Genomic DNA, 17,460 nt, shown 5'->3' on the forward strand with positions numbered 1-17,460 from the left:
GGGGCATAGGCTAGGTGGCATGACTTCATCAGAGACTATGGCGGGGGGCCTGAGGCCCCGACCGGTGGTTGACCGGCTGCCCCGCTACGCTGCAGGCAAGCCGCCCGTCGCCGTCGACGGCCTTGCCAGCTACAAACTGTCGTCCAATGAGAACCCGCTGCCGCCCATCCCGGCCGTGGTGGAGGCCATTGCCGCCCAGACAGACTTCAACCGCTACCCCGACCCGCTCAGCACCAAGCTGCGCACCGCGCTCGCCGGGTTCCTCGACGTGCCGGCCGAGGACATCGTCACCGGTGCCGGCAGCCTGGGCGCCCTCACCCAGCTGCTGAGCACGTTCGCCGGCCAGAACGACGACGGCAAGCCTGACGAAGTCATCTACGCGTGGCGGTCCTTCGAGGCATACCCCATCTGTGTCGGGCTGGCCGGGGCAGAGAGCGTACGGATCCCCGTGACGGCCGACGGGCGCCATGACCTCGACGCCATGGCCGCAGCCGTGACCGCGCGGACCCGGGTGATCCTGCTGTGCACTCCCAACAATCCCACGGGCCCGATTCTGACCGCCGAGGAAACCGAGCGCTTCATCCAGGCCGTCCCCTCGGACGTTGTGGTGGTCATCGACGAGGCCTACCAGGAGTTCGTCCGGGCTGAAGACGCCGTGGACGGCATCCGGATGTACCGCAAGTACCCCAATGTGGTGGTGCTCAGGACGTTTTCCAAAGCGCACGGCCTTGCCGGCCTCCGTGTCGGCTACAGCGTTTCCCAGCCCCAGCTCACCCAGCACCTGCGCGTCGCCGCCACCCCGTTCGCGGTCTCCCAGATCGCCGAACAGGCCGCCGTGGTGTCGCTGCAGAATTTTGACCAGGTTGTAGAAAGGGTACAAAGCCTCGTGGACGAGCGGGACCGCGTGACGGCCGGCCTGCGGGACCTCGGCTGGTTCGTTCCGGAGGCCCAGGGGAACTTTGTCTGGCTCGATCTGGGCGAGAACAGCGCGGAGTTTGCCCAGCTCGCCGGGGAACGGGCGCTGTCTGTGCGGGCCTTCGGAAACGAAGGCGTCCGGGTGAGCATCGGCGAAGTGGAAGCGAATACGCGATTCCTGGAACTCTGTGCGGTCTACACAAAACCGCCACGCCGTTCCTAGCGCTTAACAAACAGCCGGCTCTACCTACGCCGGATAAAGTAAGGAACAGTAAGCCAAATATATATGCCTCGGCGGGAATGCATTCCCGACGAGGCATATATCCCAGCGACATTGCAACGCATCCGGATGCGGCAGGCAAGGAGACGGTATGGGCGCAACACATCTGCCCTCCACCGAGTTCGATGGAACGGAACTGGACGACCAGCTCGAGGCGCAGGCCGAGGCTGCCCTGGGCGTGCCTCCGACCGAGATGGTCCAGCTTCTGGGCCCCGATGGCACGCTCGGAACGGACTCCGTGTTCTCCGAGTACGCCGCGCGTCTAGACGCCGAAAAGCTCCGGGGTTTTTACGCGGACATGGCTTCCATCCGCCGCTTTGACCAGGAAGCCACGGCCCTGCAGCGGCAGGGCCAGCTGGCGCTGTGGGTTCCGCTGACCGGCCAGGAAGCCGCCCAGATCGGATCCGGGCGGGCCAGCCAGCCGCAGGACTACATCTTCCCCACCTACCGCGAGCACGGCGTTGCCCTGACCCGCAACGTGGACCTGGCCGAACTGCTGAAGCAGTTCCGCGGCGTCTCCAACGGCGGCTGGAACCCCAAGGACACCAACTTCCACCTGTACACGCTGGTGCTGGCTGCGCAGACGCCGCACGCCGTCGGATATGCCATGGGCATCCAGCGCGACCAGAAGCTCGCCGAAGCGCAGCGGCTTGAAGGCGCCCAGGGCGTGGAAGGTTCGGCCGAGCCGAAGGCCGCCGTCATGGTCTACTTCGGCGACGGTGCCAGCTCCGAGGGTGACGTCCACGAGTCCATGGTCTTCGCCTCCTCGTACAACGCCCCGGTGGTCTTCTTCTGCCAGAACAACCACTGGGCCATCTCCGTGCCCACCGCCGTGCAGACCCGCATTCCGCTGTCCAACCGCGCCAAGGGCTACGGCTTCCCGGGCATCCGCGTGGACGGCAACGACGTCATCGCTGTCCACGCCGTCACCGAATGGGCGCTGGAGCACGCACGCCAGGGCAACGGCCCGGTCCTGATTGAGGCCTTCACCTACCGTGTTGGTGCCCACACCACGGCCGATGATCCCACGAAGTACCGCGAGTCCTCGGAAGAGGCTCTGTGGCGCGAAAAGGACCCGCTGGACCGGCTGGAGAAGTACCTGCGCGCGGAGGGCATGGCCGACGACGCGTTCTTCGCCAAGGTTGCCGCCGAGGGCGACGAACTCGCCGCCTACATCCGCAAGTCCACCTACGCGTCGGACGCCCCGGACATCAGGACCGCCTTCGCCAACACCTACGTCGAGGCGCATCCGCTCGTGGCCGAGGAACTGGAGTGGTTCGAAGAGTACAGCGCGGGCTTTGCCGGCGAGGACGAGGGAGAAGGGGCAGGCCGCTGATGACCACCATGACCATTGCCAAGGCCATCAACGAAGGCCTGCGCGCCACGCTCAGCAACAACCCCAAGTCCCTCCTCATGGGAGAGGACATCGGCCCGCTCGGCGGCGTCTACCGCGTCACCGACGGCCTGATCGGCGAATTCGGCGCCGACCGCGTGGTGGACACCCCGCTGGCAGAATCCGGCATCATCGGCACGGCGATCGGTCTGGCGCTGCGAGGCTACCTGCCCGTTGCCGAAATCCAGTTCGACGGCTTCGTCTTCCCCGGCTTCAACCAGATCACCACCCAGCTGGCCAAAATCCACTCGCGCAGCAACGGCAACCTCACCGTGCCCGTGGTCATCCGCATCCCCTACGGTGGCGGCATCGGCTCCATCGAGCACCACTCGGAATCGCCGGAGGCGCTGTTCGCGCACACCCCCGGCCTGCGCATCATCACCCCGTCCAACCCCCATGACGCCTACTGGATGATCCAGCAGGCCGTGAACTGCCAGGACCCGGTGATCGTCTTCGAACCGAAGCGGCGCTACTGGCTCAAGGGCGAGGTGGACACCGAATCGGCGGGCGCCGCTGAAGACCCGTTCAAGGCCCACGTGGTCCGGGAGGGAACCGACGCCACGGTGGTGGTCTACGGCCCGCTCGTCCCCGTGGCCCTCGCCGCCGCCAACGCCGCGGCCGAGGACGGCCGCAGCATCGAAGTGATCGACCTGCGCTCCATTTCGCCGATCGATTTCGATGCCATCGAGGCCTCCGTCAAGAAAACGGGCCGGCTGGTCGTGGCGCACGAGGCACCCACCTTCGGCGGCATCGGCGGCGAAATCGCCGCCCGGATCAGCGAACGCGCCTTCCTGTCGCTGGAGGCGCCGGTCATCCGGGTCGGGGGCTTCCACATGCCGTACCCCGTGGCCAAGATCGAAGAGGACTACCTGCCGGACATCGACCGCATCCTTGAGGCGCTGGACCGCACCTTCGCGTACTGACGCCGTGGCGCAGCAGTGCCAGCCGACTCTTTCGCCCACCGCCTCCGCACCTCCCGGAGCGCCCGAGCTTTCGAACCCGAGGATCCCATGACGCTTAACAAGTTCAACCTCCCCGACGTCGGTGAGGGCCTGACCGAGGCAGAGATCGTTTCGTGGAAGGTCAAGCCCGGGGACGAGGTGGCCATCAACGACGTCCTGTGCGAGATCGAGACGGCCAAGTCCCTCGTGGAGCTCCCGTCGCCGTTCGCCGGTACCGTCACCGAGCTACTGGTCCCGGAAGGGGCGACGGTCGACGTCGGGACGGCCATCATCAGCGTCTCTGACAGCATGCACGGCGACCCCACACCTGCCGACGCGCCCGCGCCGATGTACGGAAGGCTCGCGACAGACACCGGCTCCGCCGCCGGCGGCCTTGCCGCCGGTCCGCTGGTGGGTTCGGGTCCGAAGGCCGACGCCGTGAAGCGGCGCCCGCGCCTGACGCGGCCGGCGATACCGGCAGATGCGGTCCACGGTGCACCGGAGGTCGAGCCTGTCCAGCCCCACTCCGCGGAGGACGTTCTCCTGGACGTTCCTGCCGGCGCAGAGCCGGTGGCCGGACCTGTCCCGGCGAGGCGGCCCGAGTGGACTCCTGCACTCGAGTCCGACAAGCCGACCATTGGCGGCGCCATTTCCGGGCTCATGAACAGGGTCCTGGCCAAGCCGCCGGTGCGCAAGATCGCCCGCGACCTGGGCATCGACCTGGCCGACGTCGTGGCCACCGGCGCGCGCGGCGAGGTGACGCGGGAGGACCTGGTCAGCTACCAGGCGCAGCGCGATGCCGAACTGGACAAGGCGGACACCTTCTGGGGCACGTCCGGCCGTCCGCAGGAGCAGCGGGTCGAGCGCATCCCGGTCAAGGGCGTCCGGAAGGCCACCGCGAAGGCCATGGTGGAGTCGGCGTTCTCTGCGCCGCACGTGAGCATCTTCGTGGACGTGGATGCCAGCCGCACCATGGAGTTCGTCAAGCGGCTCAAGGCTTCGCGTGACTTTGAGGGCATCAAGGTCTCCCCGCTGCTGATCCTGGCGAAGGCCGTCATCTGGGCCGCGGCGCGGAACCCGAGCGTCAACGCCACCTGGGTGGACAACCCGGATGGCAGCGACTCCGCCGAAATCCACATCAAGCACTTCATGAACCTGGGCATCGCAGCGGCCACACCGCGCGGGCTGATGGTTCCGAACATCAAGAACGCCCAGGACCTGTCCCTCAAGGAACTGGCGCTGGCCCTCAACGAGCTCGCCACCACCGCACGGGCCGGCAAGACCCAGCCGGCGCAGATGCAGGGCGGCACGCTGACCGTCACCAACATCGGCGCCCTCGGCATCGACACCGGAACGCCCATCATCAACCCGGGTGAAGTGGCCATCGTGGCGTTCGGCACCATCAAGCAAAAGCCGTGGGTCCTGGACGGCGAGGTCATTCCGCGCTGGATCACCACGCTCGGCGGATCCTTCGACCACCGCGTCGTGGACGGCGACCTTTCCGCCCGCTTCATGGCCGACGTCGCTGCCATCCTCGAAGAGCCCGCCCTGCTGCTCGACTGACCTGCTGCTCGACTGACGGGCCCCGGAGGGGTACCCTCCGGGGAAAGGGGGGATGGACCGGACAGGCAGGGACGGGGTTCCCATGGGTGAGGATCGCGGGATCGCCAGCATCCGCGTGAAGAACCGCGTGGCCCGGGTCATTACCGAGGCCCTTCAGCCGCCCATCACCGTGGCGCTGCTGCTGCTTCTCAGCCCGGCGATGGAACCCGGCTTTCCGGGCACCGTCTGGTTCGGTGCCGTGGCGGTGCTGTTTGTGTGCGTGCTGCCGCTGGCCGCCGTCGTCCTTCTGGTCCGGCTGGGCAAGGTGACAGACCACCACGTCAGCGACCGCAAGCAGCGCGCGCCGGTGCTTGCGATGACGGTGGTGTCGCTGCTCGCGGGGCTGGGAGTGCTCCTGGCCATCAGGGCACCGTACAGCGTCATTGTGGTGGTGCTCGCGATAGTAGGCGGCGTGGTGGTGCTGGCCGCCATCAGCCTGTTCTGGAAGATCAGTGGCCACGCCGGGGCCATCGCACTGACGACCGTCATCTCGGTGCTGATCCTGGGTGTCCAGTGGCTTCCGCTGCTGCTGCTGATTCCCGCAGTCGGCTGGTCAAGGGTGGTGCTGCGCGCCCATACTGTGGCGCAGGTTGTTGCGGGCGCCCTGGTGGGGGGCGGGGTCACCGCCGGCCTGTGGTGGCTGCTGCGCGAGGTGCTGGCCCGGATCGGCTGACGGCGGAGTCAGGTAACAGGGCTGGCGCCGAAGGCTGGCCTAGTAGGCGGCGTAGGAGTTGGCCAGCAGCTGGGCCATGGCCGGATCGCCGGACATGCCTGCCATGCTCACGGCGGCGGCCAGCATGACACCGCAGACGGCGGCGATGCCGGAGCTCACGAGCGTGAGGAACTTCCAGTCTTCGCGGATAACGCTCTTCAGCGTGTCCGGCAGCTGGAGGTCGGGGGAGATCAGGTTCGGGGCGCTGTCCACGGAGCCGTCGTCGAGGAGGGCGATCACGCGGCCGGCGGAGCGGTCCACGCGCATGGCGCTGATGTGGTTGCCGTGACGGGCAAGAAGGATGTCGTGGCCGACGAGGTGGCGACGCTGGAGAGTAAGCACAGTGTTCCCCTGAAAGGTAGATTTGGGTTTGTCCGCACCATCGGGGGCAACTCCAATTTTATCTTTCAGGGCATGCGGGATTGCCGGAAAACGGGGTGAGACTGCCCACCAGCCCGGGTGATCCGCGTCAAGTCAGGCCAACTGCGGTCAGTCGGCGCCGTACGTATTCGCGATGTAGACGTCGCAGGAAGCACTGTGGGCCACGCTGTTCGCCACACTGCCCAGCACACGCCCGAGGCCCTGCATGCGGCGGTTTCCCACCACGATCATGCTCGCGTCCAGGCGCTCCGCCTCCCTGACCAGGGCTTCGGCCGGCTTGCCGCGCGCGGAGGAATAGGTGATCTGGAAGTCGCCGCCCGCCAGGGCAGAGGCCACGTCCCGGGCCACCTTTTCAGCGTCGTCGGCGGACGACACGATCCACCGGTCGCTGCCGCTGCCGAAGACTTCGGTCCGGTCGGTATCGAACGCGGACACGACGTGGAGCCTGGCGCCGAGCGCGGCAGCCAAATCCCGTGCCACCTCCGCTGCCTTGCGGGCGGTACCGCTTCCGTCCACACCAACAACAATCGTTCCGGCCATGGCCTGATCTCCTTTGAATGTCGCGACTAACCTGACGTTTCGTTCGTGGCCTGTTCCGTTCGCGGCCGCAGCTCAGTCCAGCGAGTCTATGGCTTCCTGCAGTACCGGCGCCAGGCGCCGCACGCCCTCGGCGATGGCCTCCGGCGGAACGGCGCTGAACGCCAGGCGGAGTCTGTTCGACGGGGCGTCCGAGTGGGTGAAGGCCGCGCCGGGAATGAAGACGACGCCGGCATCAATCGCCTTGTGCAGCAGGGGATACGTGTCCACGCCCTCCGGCAGCGTCACCCAGACGAAGAATCCGCCCTGCGGCCGGGTCCAGCTGAGTCCCTCGGGCATGTGCTTCTCCAGTGCCGCCAGCATCGCGTGGCAGCGCTCGGCATACAGCCCGCGGTACGTCTCGATCTGGCCCTTCCAGTCGTAGTCCCGAAGATAGGCCGAGACGAGCATCTGGTTCAGCGTGGGCGGGCAGAGCGTCACCGCCTCGGAGGCGAGGTAGTAGCGTCGCTGCAGGTGGGCGGGAACCAGGGCCCAGCCAATCCGCAGGCCCGGGGCGAAGATCTTTGAGAACGAGCCCATGTAGATGACGTCGTCCGGGTTGCCGGCACGCAGCGGCGCCAGCGGTTCCCCGTCGAACCGCAGCAGGCCGTACGGGTTGTCCTCCAGTACCAGGATGTTGGCGCGGCGGCAGATGTCCACGATCTGCTGCCGCCGGTCCTGCGCCAGGGTGATGCCCGACGGGTTGTTGAAGTTCGGGATGGTGTAGAGGAACTTGACGTTTTTCCCGGCAGTCTGGAGCGCCGCGATCCTGGCCTCGAGAAGGTCAGGCACCAGCCCGTGGTCGTCCATGGGAACAGCCTCCACCTGGACCTGGTAGGCCTCGAACGTGTTGAGTGCACCCACGTAAGTCGGTTCCTCCACGAGGACCACGTCGCCGGGGTCGCAGAACACCTTGGTGGCCACATCCTGGGCGGACTGCGAGCCGGCGGTGATCACCACGTTCTCCGGCCGGGCGTCCAGGATGCCTTCGGCGGCCATGACTTCGCAGATCTGCGTCCGCAGTTCCTCGGTGCCCTGGCCCCCGCCGTACTGGAGCGCGGTGAGGCCGTCCTCGGCGATGATCCGCGCAGCCGTCTGGGCGAGTTTTTCCATGGGCAGCGACTGCAGGTAGGGGCTGCCGCCGGCCAGCGAGACCAGCCCCGGCCGCATGGAGATGTCGAAAACGTCCCGGACCGCCGACTGCTTGATGTTCGCGGCGCGCTCGGAGTAGAGCTCGTCGTGGCGGTGGGCCGAGGTCGCGGCCCGCTCGATGGCATCGATGGCTTCGGCGGGGAGGACGGCTGCTGCGGCGTCGAGTGTTTCGTGGGTCACAATCCCAGAGTACAGCCATTGGTTGCTGATTAGGCAACAGCTGTTGACTAAATTCTGCGGGCGATTATCAACTGGTGACCGCGGACGCCTTTACCTTCGGCAGGGCAAGGCATGGAATGGAGCCATGACGTCACTCGAGCCTACGCCCGCACCGTCCCAGTCGGCGGAGTCCCAGCCCGCACCGTCCCGACCTGCGGACTCCCAAGATGCGCAGGCGGACGCCTTTCGCCAGATGCACGCGGGCGGTCCTGTTCCGCTGGTGCTCGTGAACGTGTGGGATGCCGCGTCGGCCCGGCTGGTGGAGAAGGCCGGGGCGCGGGCGATTGCCACCTCGAGTTCGGCCATCTCGTGGAGCCTCGGCTTTCCGGACGGCAGCCACGTGCCGCCCGGCCTGGCCTTTGACGCGCTCCGCAGGATCACCGCCGCCACCAGCATTCCGGTCACGGCGGATATTGAGGCCGGGTATGCGGGCGCGGACGGCACTTTCGACGACGGCCTGCTCCGGGAGACCGTCACGGCAGTGCTGGCGGCCGGCGCCGTGGGCGTGAACATCGAGGACTCGGGCGGTGCGACTCTCACGGCCGTGGAGGAGCAGGCCCGCAGGATCGGTCTGGTCCGCAGTATCGCGGCAGAGGCCGGGGTGCACCTCTTCATCAATGCCCGGACGGACACGTACCTTTCCGGGCAGTTCGGGGACGCCGCCTTCGAGGAGACACTGGCACGGGCCGAGGGCTATCTCGCGGCGGGGGCTGACGGAATTTTCGTGCCAGGCGTGACGGATCTCCACATCCTGCATGAGCTGAGCAGGCGGATAGCGGCGCCGCTGAACGCGCTGGCGGGCGTCGGATCGGCGTCGGTGGGCGAACTGCACGACGCCGGTGTGCGGCGGGTCAGCATCGGCGGCAATGCGGCGAAGGCGGCGTACGCAACGGTGTCCCGCGTGGCCGCCGAAATCCTGGGTGACGGGAACTGGTCGGAACTTGCGGGTTCGCCGAGCCACGCTGAGATGGACGCCTTGTTCCGGTGAGGCAGGTTCTCCGGAGACGGGCTCTCCGGAGGTCGGCCCAAGGGAACCGGCGCCCGGTATTGATCAGCGCTAGTGGAGGCCTAGAACGTCGGCCAGCGGCACCCCGCTGACGTAGATTTCCGCCCGGACGGCACCCACGGCCGTGACGGCCGTGTGGGTGAGCTGCGCTTCGATCCGCGGAAGATCGCAGACGCCGCCGGGCTGGACCGCCCCGGTCAGGTTCACCACCACGGTGGTGCCGTCCAGGTAACCGGACACGTACTGCAGTGAAGAAGCGGACAGCGCGTTGTAGAGACCGCTCGCAGGCGGTGCGCCCGGACCTGACAGCAGCCTGCTCATGGCGGCATGCAGCGGCTCAGTAATGGTCGAGTCGGTATTGTGCACGGCCACCAGGCTGTCGTTGCAGCCGAAGCGCACGCCGGACCTGCCGCCGTCGTCGATCGCCACATAGTAAACCGCAGTGCCGGCGCTGGCGGCGCCGGAGGCTCCGCCTGTGCCTGTGCCTGTGCCTGCGCCCGGCCCGCCAGGGGAAGTGGAGCCCGGCGTTGGGGCGGCTGAAGCCGGGCCGGCCGCGGCTCCCGAGGCTGGCGCGGGCTGCTGGACGGTTCCGCCCGGCAGCTGTGCCTGGGTGTCCGGACCCGCGACGCCGGTGCCGAGGCCGCCGGCGGCGGAGGTGCCGGCGGAGGTGCCGGCGGGGTTGGCGCCTGCGGACGGAAGCGCCGGACCGGTGGCAGGAGCGGGCCCGGAGAGCCCGCCTGCTGTTCCCGTGCCGGGGGTGCCGGTGCCTGCGCCACCCTGGGTGGAGAAGCCCGGCCCGGATCCGTCGGATCCGGAGGCGGTGGGCGCGCCGGCTTCCTCGGGCGGGCTCACGGGAGGCGCCGGGCGGGGTTCCGGTGCCGCCGCGGGGGCGGGCCCGGCGTCGTACGCATTTTGGATGGGAGCGCAGGAGGCGAGCCACAAGGGGAGCGTCAGGCAGAACGCGGCGACCGCCGTCGTCAGCGGTCTGGCTCCCCAGCTCGACTTCATGACTGCACCGCTCTCCCTGCCCCGGCACGTCCCGTACATCAACGTTACGGCGGGCCGGCGGGCCGTGGAACGGTGCCCGGGTGTCAGTTTGGCCGCAGCTCAGTCACGGATTGGTTGCGGCCGGGCCTGGCCGGAGGCCAGTGCGCAGAGCCAGGCGCGCAGAGCCCGGAAACAGCGCACGCCCCCGGCCGCTGGAGGGCCGGGGGCGAGCGAAGGGGGAGGAACGCTTAGGCGGCTGCGCCGGCGGGCTCGACGGCGGACAGTGCGACGAAGAGCTCCTTGATCTGCTCAACGACCTCGGCGTCGTCCTTCGGGTGGGTTTCGGCGAATCGGACCATGGAGCCGGGGACGGCGAGCTTGGCGTCCTCCAGGACGCGGGCGCCGGCGATGCCGACTGCCTTACGGGCCTCGTCCTGGGCCCAGACGCCGCCGAACTGGCCAAAGGCGGTGCCGACGACGGCGGTGGGCTTCCCGGCGAGGGCGCCGGCGCCGAACGGGCGGGACAGCCAGTCGATGGCGTTCTTCAGCGAGGCGGGCATGGTGCCGTTGTGCTCCGGGGTGACCAGCAGCAGGGCGTCAGCCTGGCCGGCTGCCTCGCGGAGGGCGGTCGCGGCCGCGGGGACCTGGCCTTCGACGTCGATGTCCTCGTTGTAGAACGGGATGTTGCCCAGGCTCTCGTGGATCACGATCTCGACGCCTTCGGGGGCGTTCAGCTGGATGGCTTCGGCAAGCTTGCGGTTGTGGGAGTCGGCGCGCAGGCTTCCCACCAGGGCGAGTACGGTGCTCTTGGACATGTGAACTCCTTGGGTCTTGCCGCGGAATGCTCCGCGGCGAGTGGTTGTTGAGGCGTGTGCTGCCTTCATCCAGACTAAACGGACTACGGTCCGGATATTATTCCCGGGTCTAGAATGCTTGGTGTGAGCCTCATCCCAATCCGCTCCGGGTCATCGCCCGGCCCGGGGTCACCGTCCGGGCCCCCTGCCGGCCCCGGTGCGGAACGCAGCGATGCCGCCCGGAACCGTGAGCTGCTCCTGTGCGCTGCCCGGCAGCTCGTGGAGGAATGCGGAGCCGACGGCGTGACCATGGACAAGCTGGCGGAGCGCGCGGGCGTCGGCAAGGGGACCGTGTTCCGCCGGTTCGGCAGCCGCGCCGGGCTCATGATGACCCTGCTCAGCGACGCCGAGGCCGACTTCCAGGGCCGCTTCATGTTCGGGCCGCCGCCGCTTGGGCCCGGTGCGCCGTCGAGGGAACGGCTGATCGCCTTCGGTGCCGAACGCATCCGTTACGTCCTGGAATACGGTGAGCTCGCCAGGGCCGCCCAGGCATCCCTGCACAACAGGTTCGAGGCCCCCGCGGCCGTGCTGTGGCACCGGCACATTGAGCACCTGCTGCGTTCGGCGGGCTTCGACGCGGACCCGTGGCTGATGGCCATGTCCCTCAGCGCAACCCTCGACCCCGAACGGCTGCTGCATGCCGTCCGCGTGCAGCACGTTTCGCCGGAGCGGCTGGAGGAATCGTGGCGCGAGCTGGTCACCCGCGTCGTCGGAGGTGTGGCGGGCGGCGGCGCCGGGGGTAGCGTGGCACCATGAGCACCGATTCCTCCACTCCCATCCGTACCGCCGTGGTGGGCTTCGGCCTGTCCGGCCGGGTTTTCCATGCGCCGCTCATCGCGGCGGATCCCAGCTACTCGCTGGACGTGATCGCCACCTCCGACCCCGCCCGGCAGGCGGCCGCCGTTGGGCAATACCCCGGCGTGAAAACAGTGCCCGACGGCGACGCCGTCCTTGCGCTGGCCAGTGACCTTGACCTTGTGGTGCTGGGGACTCCGCCGGCCACACACTATCCGCTGGCGAAGGCCGCGCTGGAGGCCGGGCTCGACGTCGTCGTCGACAAGCCGTTCGCCGTGACGAGTGCGCAGGGGCAGGAGCTGATCGCGCTCGCAGAGCGGCTGGGGCGGGTCCTGACAGTTTTCCAGAACCGGCGCTGGGACGGGGACTACCTCACAGTCAAGGCACTGCTCGACGGCGGGGTGCTGGGTGAGGTGACGCGGTTCGAGTCACGCTTTGAACGGTGGTCGCCCGAAGTTTCCAAGGCCTGGAAGGCGGAGGCGACGGCGGCCGATGGCGGCGGCGTCCTGTTCGACCTCGGCACCCACCTCCTGGACCAGGCGCTGCAGCTCTTCGGCCCGGGCGAAGTGGTTCATGCCGAGCTTCTGGCCCGCCGGCCGGGCGAAAAGACGGATGACGACTGCTTCGTGGTGCTGCGGCACGAGAGCGGAATGCTCAGCCACCACTGGATGAACATGCTCTGCGCCCAGCAGGGCCCGCGCTACCGGGTCCTAGGCTCCGGTGGCGCCTACACCAAGCACGGCGTGGACCCGCAGGAGCCCTACATCGTGGCCGGCGGGAGCCCGCTGGATGCCGAGTACGGTGTGGAGGCCCCCGAATGGGCCGGGCAGCTGGGCCGCGACGGGCACCTTGACCGGCTGCCCACCGAGCGCGGGAACTACCCGGAGTTCTACCGGATCCTCGCGGCCAAGATTTCCGACGGCGGCACCGCCTCGGCCCTTCCCGTCCCGGTAGACCCGGCCGGCCCCGTCGAGGTCCTCAAACTGATCGAGCAGGCGCGGGCGCTTTAAACACCAATCGACTGCTCCGTAACTGCCGTTTTGGGGGTCCAGAAGGGCGGTTACGGAGCAATCGACGATGAAACTTACGCGGAGACCAGCTCGTGCCAGTCCGCCACGAGGGGGAGGTCGTGTGCCTCGGAGACGGAGTGGTGCGCCACGTGGCCGGCGGCGATGTTCAGGCCGGCGGCGAGGGCCGGGTCCTTCTCGAAGGCTGCCTTGACGCCGAGGTTCGCCAGGGCAACGCCGTAGCGGAGCGTGACGTTGGTCAGCGCGTAGGTGGAGGTGTTCGGAACGGCGCCGGGCATGTTGGCCACGCAGTAGAAGATCGTGTTGTGGACCTTGTACGTGGGTTCCTGGTGCGTGGTGGGGTGGGTGTCCTCGAAGCAGCCGCCCTGGTCCACGGCGATGTCCACGAGCACCGAACCGGGCTTCATCCGGGCCACGAGCTCGTTGGTCACCAGCTTGGGGGCCTTGGCGCCGGGGATCAGGACGGAGCCGATCACGAGGTCGGCGTCCACCACGGACTTTTCGATCTCGTACTTGTTGGACGCCACGGTCTTGAGCCGGCCCTGGTACTGGGCGTCGAGTTCGCGCAGCCGGTTGATGTTGATGTCCAGGATGGTGACGTCGGCGCCGAGGCCCAGGGCCATGGCGGCGGCGTTGGTGCCCGCGACGCCGGCGCCGAGGACCACGACCTTCGCGGGGCGGACGCCCGGGACGCCGCCGAGGAGCACGCCCTTGCCGCCGGCGGGCGCCATCAGGGACGTGGCACCGACCTGGACGGACAGCCGGCCGGCCACCTCGGACATGGGGGCGAGCAGGGGCAGGGTGCGGCCTTCCTGCACGGTCTCGTAGGCAATGGCGGTGACGCCGGAGTTGATGAGCTCCCGGGTCAGTTCGGGCTCGGCGGCCAGGTGCAGGTACGTGAAGAGGATCAGGCCCTTGCGGAAGCGGTGGTACTCGGCCTTGATGGGTTCCTTGACCTTCATCACCATGTCCGCGCGGGACCAGACCTCGTCCGCGTCGGCGACGATCTCGGCGCCCGCGATGGCGTATTCCTCGTCGGTGATGCCGGAACCCAGGCCCGCGCCGCGCTCCACCAGGACCGTGTGGCCGTGGGTGCGGAATTCGTGAACGCCGGCGGCCGTGATGGCGACGCGGAATTCGTTGTTCTTGATCTCTTTGGGGACACCGATGATCATTTTTGGGCTCCAGATTCGATGGCTGCAAGGCCGGAATGTGTGGGGGAAGTTGTGATTCCAGAATAGATCCGGCTGTGAGGCGCACTACAGGAACCGGCTGCCTCCGCCGGAGCAAAACCGCGTGTTTCCGGGGTTTTTCAACGCGGCAGCTCGACTAATGTCGACCGCCGGAGCGTCAGGTGTCGCCTGATGTCCGTTCGCGGAAGACCCGCCGGGGGACGTAGTCTGTCAGCATGCAGCAGGACGTGGAACAACTCGTGGAACGGGTGGCCCTCAAACTGGGCCGCGGGCTTTCCCTGGAGGACCTCGATGGCCTTTTGCTTGCCTACAGCTCCAACCAGTCCCATGCGGACCGGGTGCGGGTGAACTTCCTGCTGAGCAAGCGGGTACCGCTGGACGTCAAGAACTGGCAGCTCTCGCACGGCATCGCCACCGCGGTGCGGCCCGTTGTGGTGCCCGCCAACGAGGAACTGGGGATGCTGGGGCGCGTCTGTGTCCCGCTGCTGGTCCGCGGGTTCCGGGTGGGTTACCTGTGGGTGCAGCTGGACGTTGAGGATCAAAGTGCGACGGCGATCCTCGCCGAATTGCCCGGCGTCCGGGACGATCTGGATGTCCTCTCCGGGCTGCTGCTGGACTCCAACACCGCCGAGTCCGAGTTCCGGCGCAGCCGCGAACGCGAATTCCTCGCCGCCTGTGCCGGGGAAGCCAACGCCGTTGCTGCCGTGGCGGGGTGGAAGGAAGTGCAGGACCGCGGGCCCTGGCAGCTGGTGACGGTCCTCGATGCGGATGGCTGGATGGCCGGTCCGGATCCCATCGCCTCGACACTCATCCACCGCGCCGCGGCACTGCAGGCCACCATCGGCGTGGACGCTGTCCTGTTCAGCGCGGGTGCTGAGACCCATTCGGTGGTTCTCTTCCGGGAGTCCACGGGGCGCGCCAGCCAGGCCCAGGTTCTGGTGCACTACCAGCTGGAGCTCGCCAAGCGTTCGGGCAGGTCCGTGGAGCGGATCATCCTGGGAACCAGTGAAGGTTTCGGCCGCATCAAAGACCTGGCCGAGGCGTACCGGCAGTCCAAGGTTGCGGCCCTGGCGGCCGCCGTGGATCCGCGGCTCGGCGAGCTGGTGGACTGCCGCGCCACGGGCGTCTACCAGCTCCTGGCATCGGCCGGCGGCGGGGCGGGGGTCTGGAGCGATGCCAGTTCGGTGAATTTCCGGGCCCTTGAGGACCATGACCGGAACGGGGAGCTGCTGCCTGTGCTGGAACTCCTGTACGACAATGACGGGTCCGTCCAGGACGTCGCCGAAAAACTGCACCTGCACCGCAGCAGTATCTACAACCGGCTGGGACGCATCCGGCAGCTGCTGGGCGTCGATCCGCTCAAGGGGATGGTGCGGCTGGAGCTGCACGCTGCCCTGAAGGCGCGGCGCTGGGCCTCAAGGCCAAGAATCTAGCAGCCGCCTAGGCGGCGGTGCCTTCGCCGCTGGGCAGCTCCTCGGCCGCACGCTCGGCGGCTCGTTCAGGCACCCGCGCGGCCGCCGGTTCAGCAGGAAGCCCGGCAGCCGGCTCCGCCGTCCGTTCCAGCGGAACGCCCTCGGGAAGGTGCTGCGGGAGCCCCTGGAGGGGGGCGCGGAGCTTGGCCACGCGGCTCTGGACCCACAGGGATACGGCCACGAAGACCACGCAGCTGGAGGTAAAAACCGCCGTATTGTTCAGGCCCATGATGCTTCCCAGGGCAGCGGCCACACACATTGCGACGATGCCCGCCACGATGTGCAACCCCCTGAATCTCACCACGAATAAAGAGTAACCCTGCGCGCCGGCCGGAGGCCCTGGTTCCGCTGGATCGTTGCTTGATCCTTATCAGCGCGTCATGTCGGCGGGGGGATTAGTCGCGGAGGGTGATCAGCTTCCAGGGCAGGCGGGTTGGGTTGGCGGGCGAAACGTCCACCGAGATGTCGGCCCGTGCCATGTCCTCTTCCAGGAACAGGGTTCCTGTGGCGATCCGTGCGTTGTTCGATGCGATGACGCGGCCGTTGGGCCCCAGCAGAACCACCACCGGCTCGCGGAGCTGAAGGGCGCGGAGGAAGATTCCCTCCAGGTTGGCCAGGGTCAGGTCGCAGCCCAGGATCTGAATGCCCTGGGCTGTGGGCGCGGGAACGCAGAGCGTGATGATGTTGACGTTGATGCCGCCGAAGTCAACGTAGGGGCCGACTGCCACGGGCTGCCCGCTGGCCGAGGGGATGGTGAACCAGTCGCGGGTTGTGTAGTCGTAGTAGTTCAGCGAGTCCGGGTTGAGGTCGTGGGTGACGAAGCGGGGTTCGCCGGTCCGCTGCGTCCGCCACCATTCCAGCCAGTGGGTTGCTTCCCGGAGGCTTCCCGGGGCGTAGGCGATGCCGGCTCCGACGATGATGTCCGAGTGCTGCTTGATGAAGTTGGCGAGTTCCTGCTTCAGGTACAGGAATTCGCTGCGGCGGGGCACGCCCGATGCCGCTGCCGCCGCGGCCGTGACGGTGCCCGCGATCTTTTCCAGGTCGACGAAAACGCGGCTGATGCTGGAGGAGAGCGCGGTGGCCGTCCGCTCAAGGGCTTCTTCTACGGTCTCCACGTCACGCACCTTCGTTGGGCCGCATCGTCAACCTGAGATGCTGCTCTATCAAGTGTTCGGTTTCGTTGCGGCTGTGGCGCTCTGCCGCGCTGGCCGCCGCGTCAGCGTCCCGCGCCCTGATGGCATCGACGATTGCGGCGTGTTCTTCCACGGACTTGCTGTTGTTGCCGGCCTGGCCGGAGCGGCCCCACCACAGGGTCATCAGCTCGGCTTCCAGCTGGAGGGCGGCCGAGGTCAGCCTGCTGGACTGGGCGGCAATGCTGACGGCAACGTGGAACCGGCTGTCCATGCGCCGGCGTGCCCGCTCATCGGAGGAGTCCCGGTGGCGCCTGGCCAGATCTTCAAGGTGCTCAACATTTTTGGGATCGGCACGGCCGGCGGCAAGCCGGGCGGACATTGACGCGATGGCGGCCCCCAGGTCGCCCAGGTCCCGGAGCGCCTCGGTGCTGGTTTCCCGTAGCTTGTCCTGCAGCTGCGAGTCTGTGAATTCGATCTGCCGGCGGATGACACTGCCGCCGCTGCGCCCCCGGCTGGTTTCGATCAGGCCCTTGGTCCGCAGGGCTGCGAGGGACTGCCGAAGGGTGATCGGGGAGATGCCGAGCTCGCCGGCAAGCACGGATTCGGTGGGCAGCCTGTCGCCTTCGGTGAGAATGCCCATCAGGATGGCTGTTTCGATCTGGTATGAGACCTGGTCCGCCCGGCCCAGCCCCTCCGGTTCGCTTCCGCGCAGGAGCAGCAGCAGGTCAAGCGCGGAGGTGGAAATTACCGCACTTTCCATGCCCAGGCCTCCCGCCGTCCGTGGCTTTGATGTTATTAGCTTTGACTTCACCGGCGCCGAT

Annotated in this window: 18 protein-coding genes; 9 read left to right on the top strand and 9 right to left on the bottom strand. The window is 67.9% G+C overall.

All coding sequences use genetic code 11. The features are described from left to right. The first annotated feature begins 19 nt into the window (after positions 1 to 19). The 5 genes from hisC (at position 20) to R5O87_RS14620 (ending at position 5,804) form a co-directional block, all read left to right on the top strand. On the top strand, positions 20 to 1,138 hold the full coding sequence (gene hisC / locus R5O87_RS14600; RefSeq protein WP_410555366.1) for a histidinol-phosphate transaminase: 1,119 nt from the start codon (positions 20 to 22) through the stop codon (positions 1,136 to 1,138). Between the two features lie 148 nt (positions 1,139 to 1,286). Continuing rightward, complete coding sequence (pdhA, locus tag R5O87_RS14605) at positions 1,287 to 2,531, top strand: pyruvate dehydrogenase (acetyl-transferring) E1 component subunit alpha (protein WP_410555367.1); 1,245 nt, start codon at positions 1,287 to 1,289, stop codon at positions 2,529 to 2,531. Beyond that, entirely contained in the window at positions 2,531 to 3,511 is a 981-nt protein-coding gene (locus tag R5O87_RS14610; RefSeq protein ID WP_410555368.1) for an alpha-ketoacid dehydrogenase subunit beta, read from the top strand. The genes pdhA and R5O87_RS14610 overlap by 1 nt, the downstream gene beginning before the upstream one ends. Positions 3,512 to 3,598: 87 nt before the next feature. After that, a complete protein-coding gene (locus R5O87_RS14615) occupies positions 3,599 to 5,092 on the top strand; it encodes a dihydrolipoamide acetyltransferase family protein (RefSeq protein WP_410555369.1) in 1,494 nt (497 codons plus the stop codon). An 82-nt stretch (positions 5,093 to 5,174) separates the two neighbouring features. Continuing rightward, positions 5,175 to 5,804: a phosphatase PAP2 family protein gene (locus tag R5O87_RS14620; protein ID WP_410555370.1), complete on the top strand. Its 630-nt coding sequence runs from the start codon at positions 5,175 to 5,177 to the stop codon at positions 5,802 to 5,804. A 39-nt stretch (positions 5,805 to 5,843) separates the two neighbouring features. Here R5O87_RS14620 and R5O87_RS14625 read toward each other — a convergent pair whose 3' ends face one another. The 3 genes from R5O87_RS14625 to R5O87_RS14635 form a co-directional block, all read right to left on the bottom strand. Continuing rightward, on the bottom strand, positions 5,844 to 6,185 hold the full coding sequence (locus R5O87_RS14625; protein ID WP_410555371.1) for a hypothetical protein: 342 nt from the start codon (positions 6,183 to 6,185) through the stop codon (positions 5,844 to 5,846). 147 nt (positions 6,186 to 6,332) lie between these two features. Beyond that, entirely contained in the window at positions 6,333 to 6,764 is a 432-nt protein-coding gene (locus tag R5O87_RS14630; RefSeq protein ID WP_410555372.1) for a universal stress protein, read from the bottom strand. 72 nt (positions 6,765 to 6,836) lie between these two features. Continuing rightward, complete coding sequence (locus tag R5O87_RS14635) at positions 6,837 to 8,132, bottom strand: aminotransferase-like domain-containing protein (protein ID WP_410555373.1); 1,296 nt, start codon at positions 8,130 to 8,132, stop codon at positions 6,837 to 6,839. Positions 8,133 to 8,256: 124 nt separating this feature from the next. On the opposite strand from R5O87_RS14635, the gene R5O87_RS14640 reads away from it, so the two are divergent. Next, complete coding sequence (locus R5O87_RS14640) at positions 8,257 to 9,159, top strand: isocitrate lyase/PEP mutase family protein (protein ID WP_410555374.1); 903 nt, start codon at positions 8,257 to 8,259, stop codon at positions 9,157 to 9,159. Positions 9,160 to 9,228: 69 nt separating this feature from the next. Here R5O87_RS14640 and R5O87_RS14645 read toward each other — a convergent pair whose 3' ends face one another. Next, a complete protein-coding gene (locus R5O87_RS14645) occupies positions 9,229 to 10,185 on the bottom strand; it encodes a GerMN domain-containing protein (RefSeq protein ID WP_410555375.1) in 957 nt (318 codons plus the stop codon). Between the two features lie 227 nt (positions 10,186 to 10,412). Beyond that, positions 10,413 to 10,979, bottom strand: a complete 567-nt coding sequence (locus R5O87_RS14650; protein WP_387102659.1) for an NAD(P)H-dependent oxidoreductase — start codon at positions 10,977 to 10,979, stop codon at positions 10,413 to 10,415. Between the two features lie 123 nt (positions 10,980 to 11,102). On the opposite strand from R5O87_RS14650, the gene R5O87_RS14655 reads away from it, so the two are divergent. Both R5O87_RS14655 and R5O87_RS14660 read left to right on the top strand, forming a co-directional pair. Continuing rightward, positions 11,103 to 11,774 carry a TetR/AcrR family transcriptional regulator gene (locus tag R5O87_RS14655; protein ID WP_410555376.1) on the top strand — a complete coding sequence of 224 codons (672 nt, stop codon included), beginning with the start codon at positions 11,103 to 11,105 and terminating at the stop codon, positions 11,772 to 11,774. Further along, the gene (locus tag R5O87_RS14660) at positions 11,771 to 12,823 is read left to right on the top strand and encodes a Gfo/Idh/MocA family protein (protein WP_410555377.1); all 1,053 of its coding nucleotides are present in this window, start codon (positions 11,771 to 11,773) and stop codon (positions 12,821 to 12,823) included. The genes R5O87_RS14655 and R5O87_RS14660 overlap by 4 nt, the downstream gene beginning before the upstream one ends. A 74-nt stretch (positions 12,824 to 12,897) precedes the next feature. Here R5O87_RS14660 and ald read toward each other — a convergent pair whose 3' ends face one another. Further along, a complete protein-coding gene (gene ald, locus R5O87_RS14665) occupies positions 12,898 to 14,016 on the bottom strand; it encodes an alanine dehydrogenase (protein WP_410555378.1) in 1,119 nt (372 codons plus the stop codon). 233 nt (positions 14,017 to 14,249) lie between these two features. Here ald and R5O87_RS14670 point away from each other — a divergent pair, with 233 nt between their 5' ends. Further along, the gene (locus tag R5O87_RS14670) at positions 14,250 to 15,467 is read left to right on the top strand and encodes a PucR family transcriptional regulator (RefSeq protein WP_410555379.1); all 1,218 of its coding nucleotides are present in this window, start codon (positions 14,250 to 14,252) and stop codon (positions 15,465 to 15,467) included. Positions 15,468 to 15,474: 7 nt separating this feature from the next. Here the strand turns inward: R5O87_RS14670 and R5O87_RS14675 are convergent, their stop codons facing one another. The 3 genes from R5O87_RS14675 to R5O87_RS14685 all read right to left on the bottom strand — a co-directional run bounded on the left by R5O87_RS14675 (position 15,475) and on the right by R5O87_RS14685 (position 17,399). Next, positions 15,475 to 15,810 carry a hypothetical protein gene (locus R5O87_RS14675; RefSeq protein WP_410555380.1) on the bottom strand — a complete coding sequence of 112 codons (336 nt, stop codon included), beginning with the start codon at positions 15,808 to 15,810 and terminating at the stop codon, positions 15,475 to 15,477. Positions 15,811 to 15,901: 91 nt separating this feature from the next. Then, entirely contained in the window at positions 15,902 to 16,621 is a 720-nt protein-coding gene (locus R5O87_RS14680; RefSeq protein ID WP_410555381.1) for a cache domain-containing protein, read from the bottom strand. A gap of 1 nt (position 16,622) precedes the next feature. Next, positions 16,623 to 17,399, bottom strand: a complete 777-nt coding sequence (locus R5O87_RS14685; RefSeq protein WP_410555382.1) for a FadR/GntR family transcriptional regulator — start codon at positions 17,397 to 17,399, stop codon at positions 16,623 to 16,625. Positions 17,400 to 17,460: the final 61 nt, after the last annotated feature.

Origin of the sequence: Arthrobacter globiformis (assembly GCF_046536215.2) — a bacterium.
Taxonomy (GTDB): Bacteria; Actinomycetota; Actinomycetes; order Actinomycetales; family Micrococcaceae; genus Arthrobacter; species Arthrobacter globiformis_E.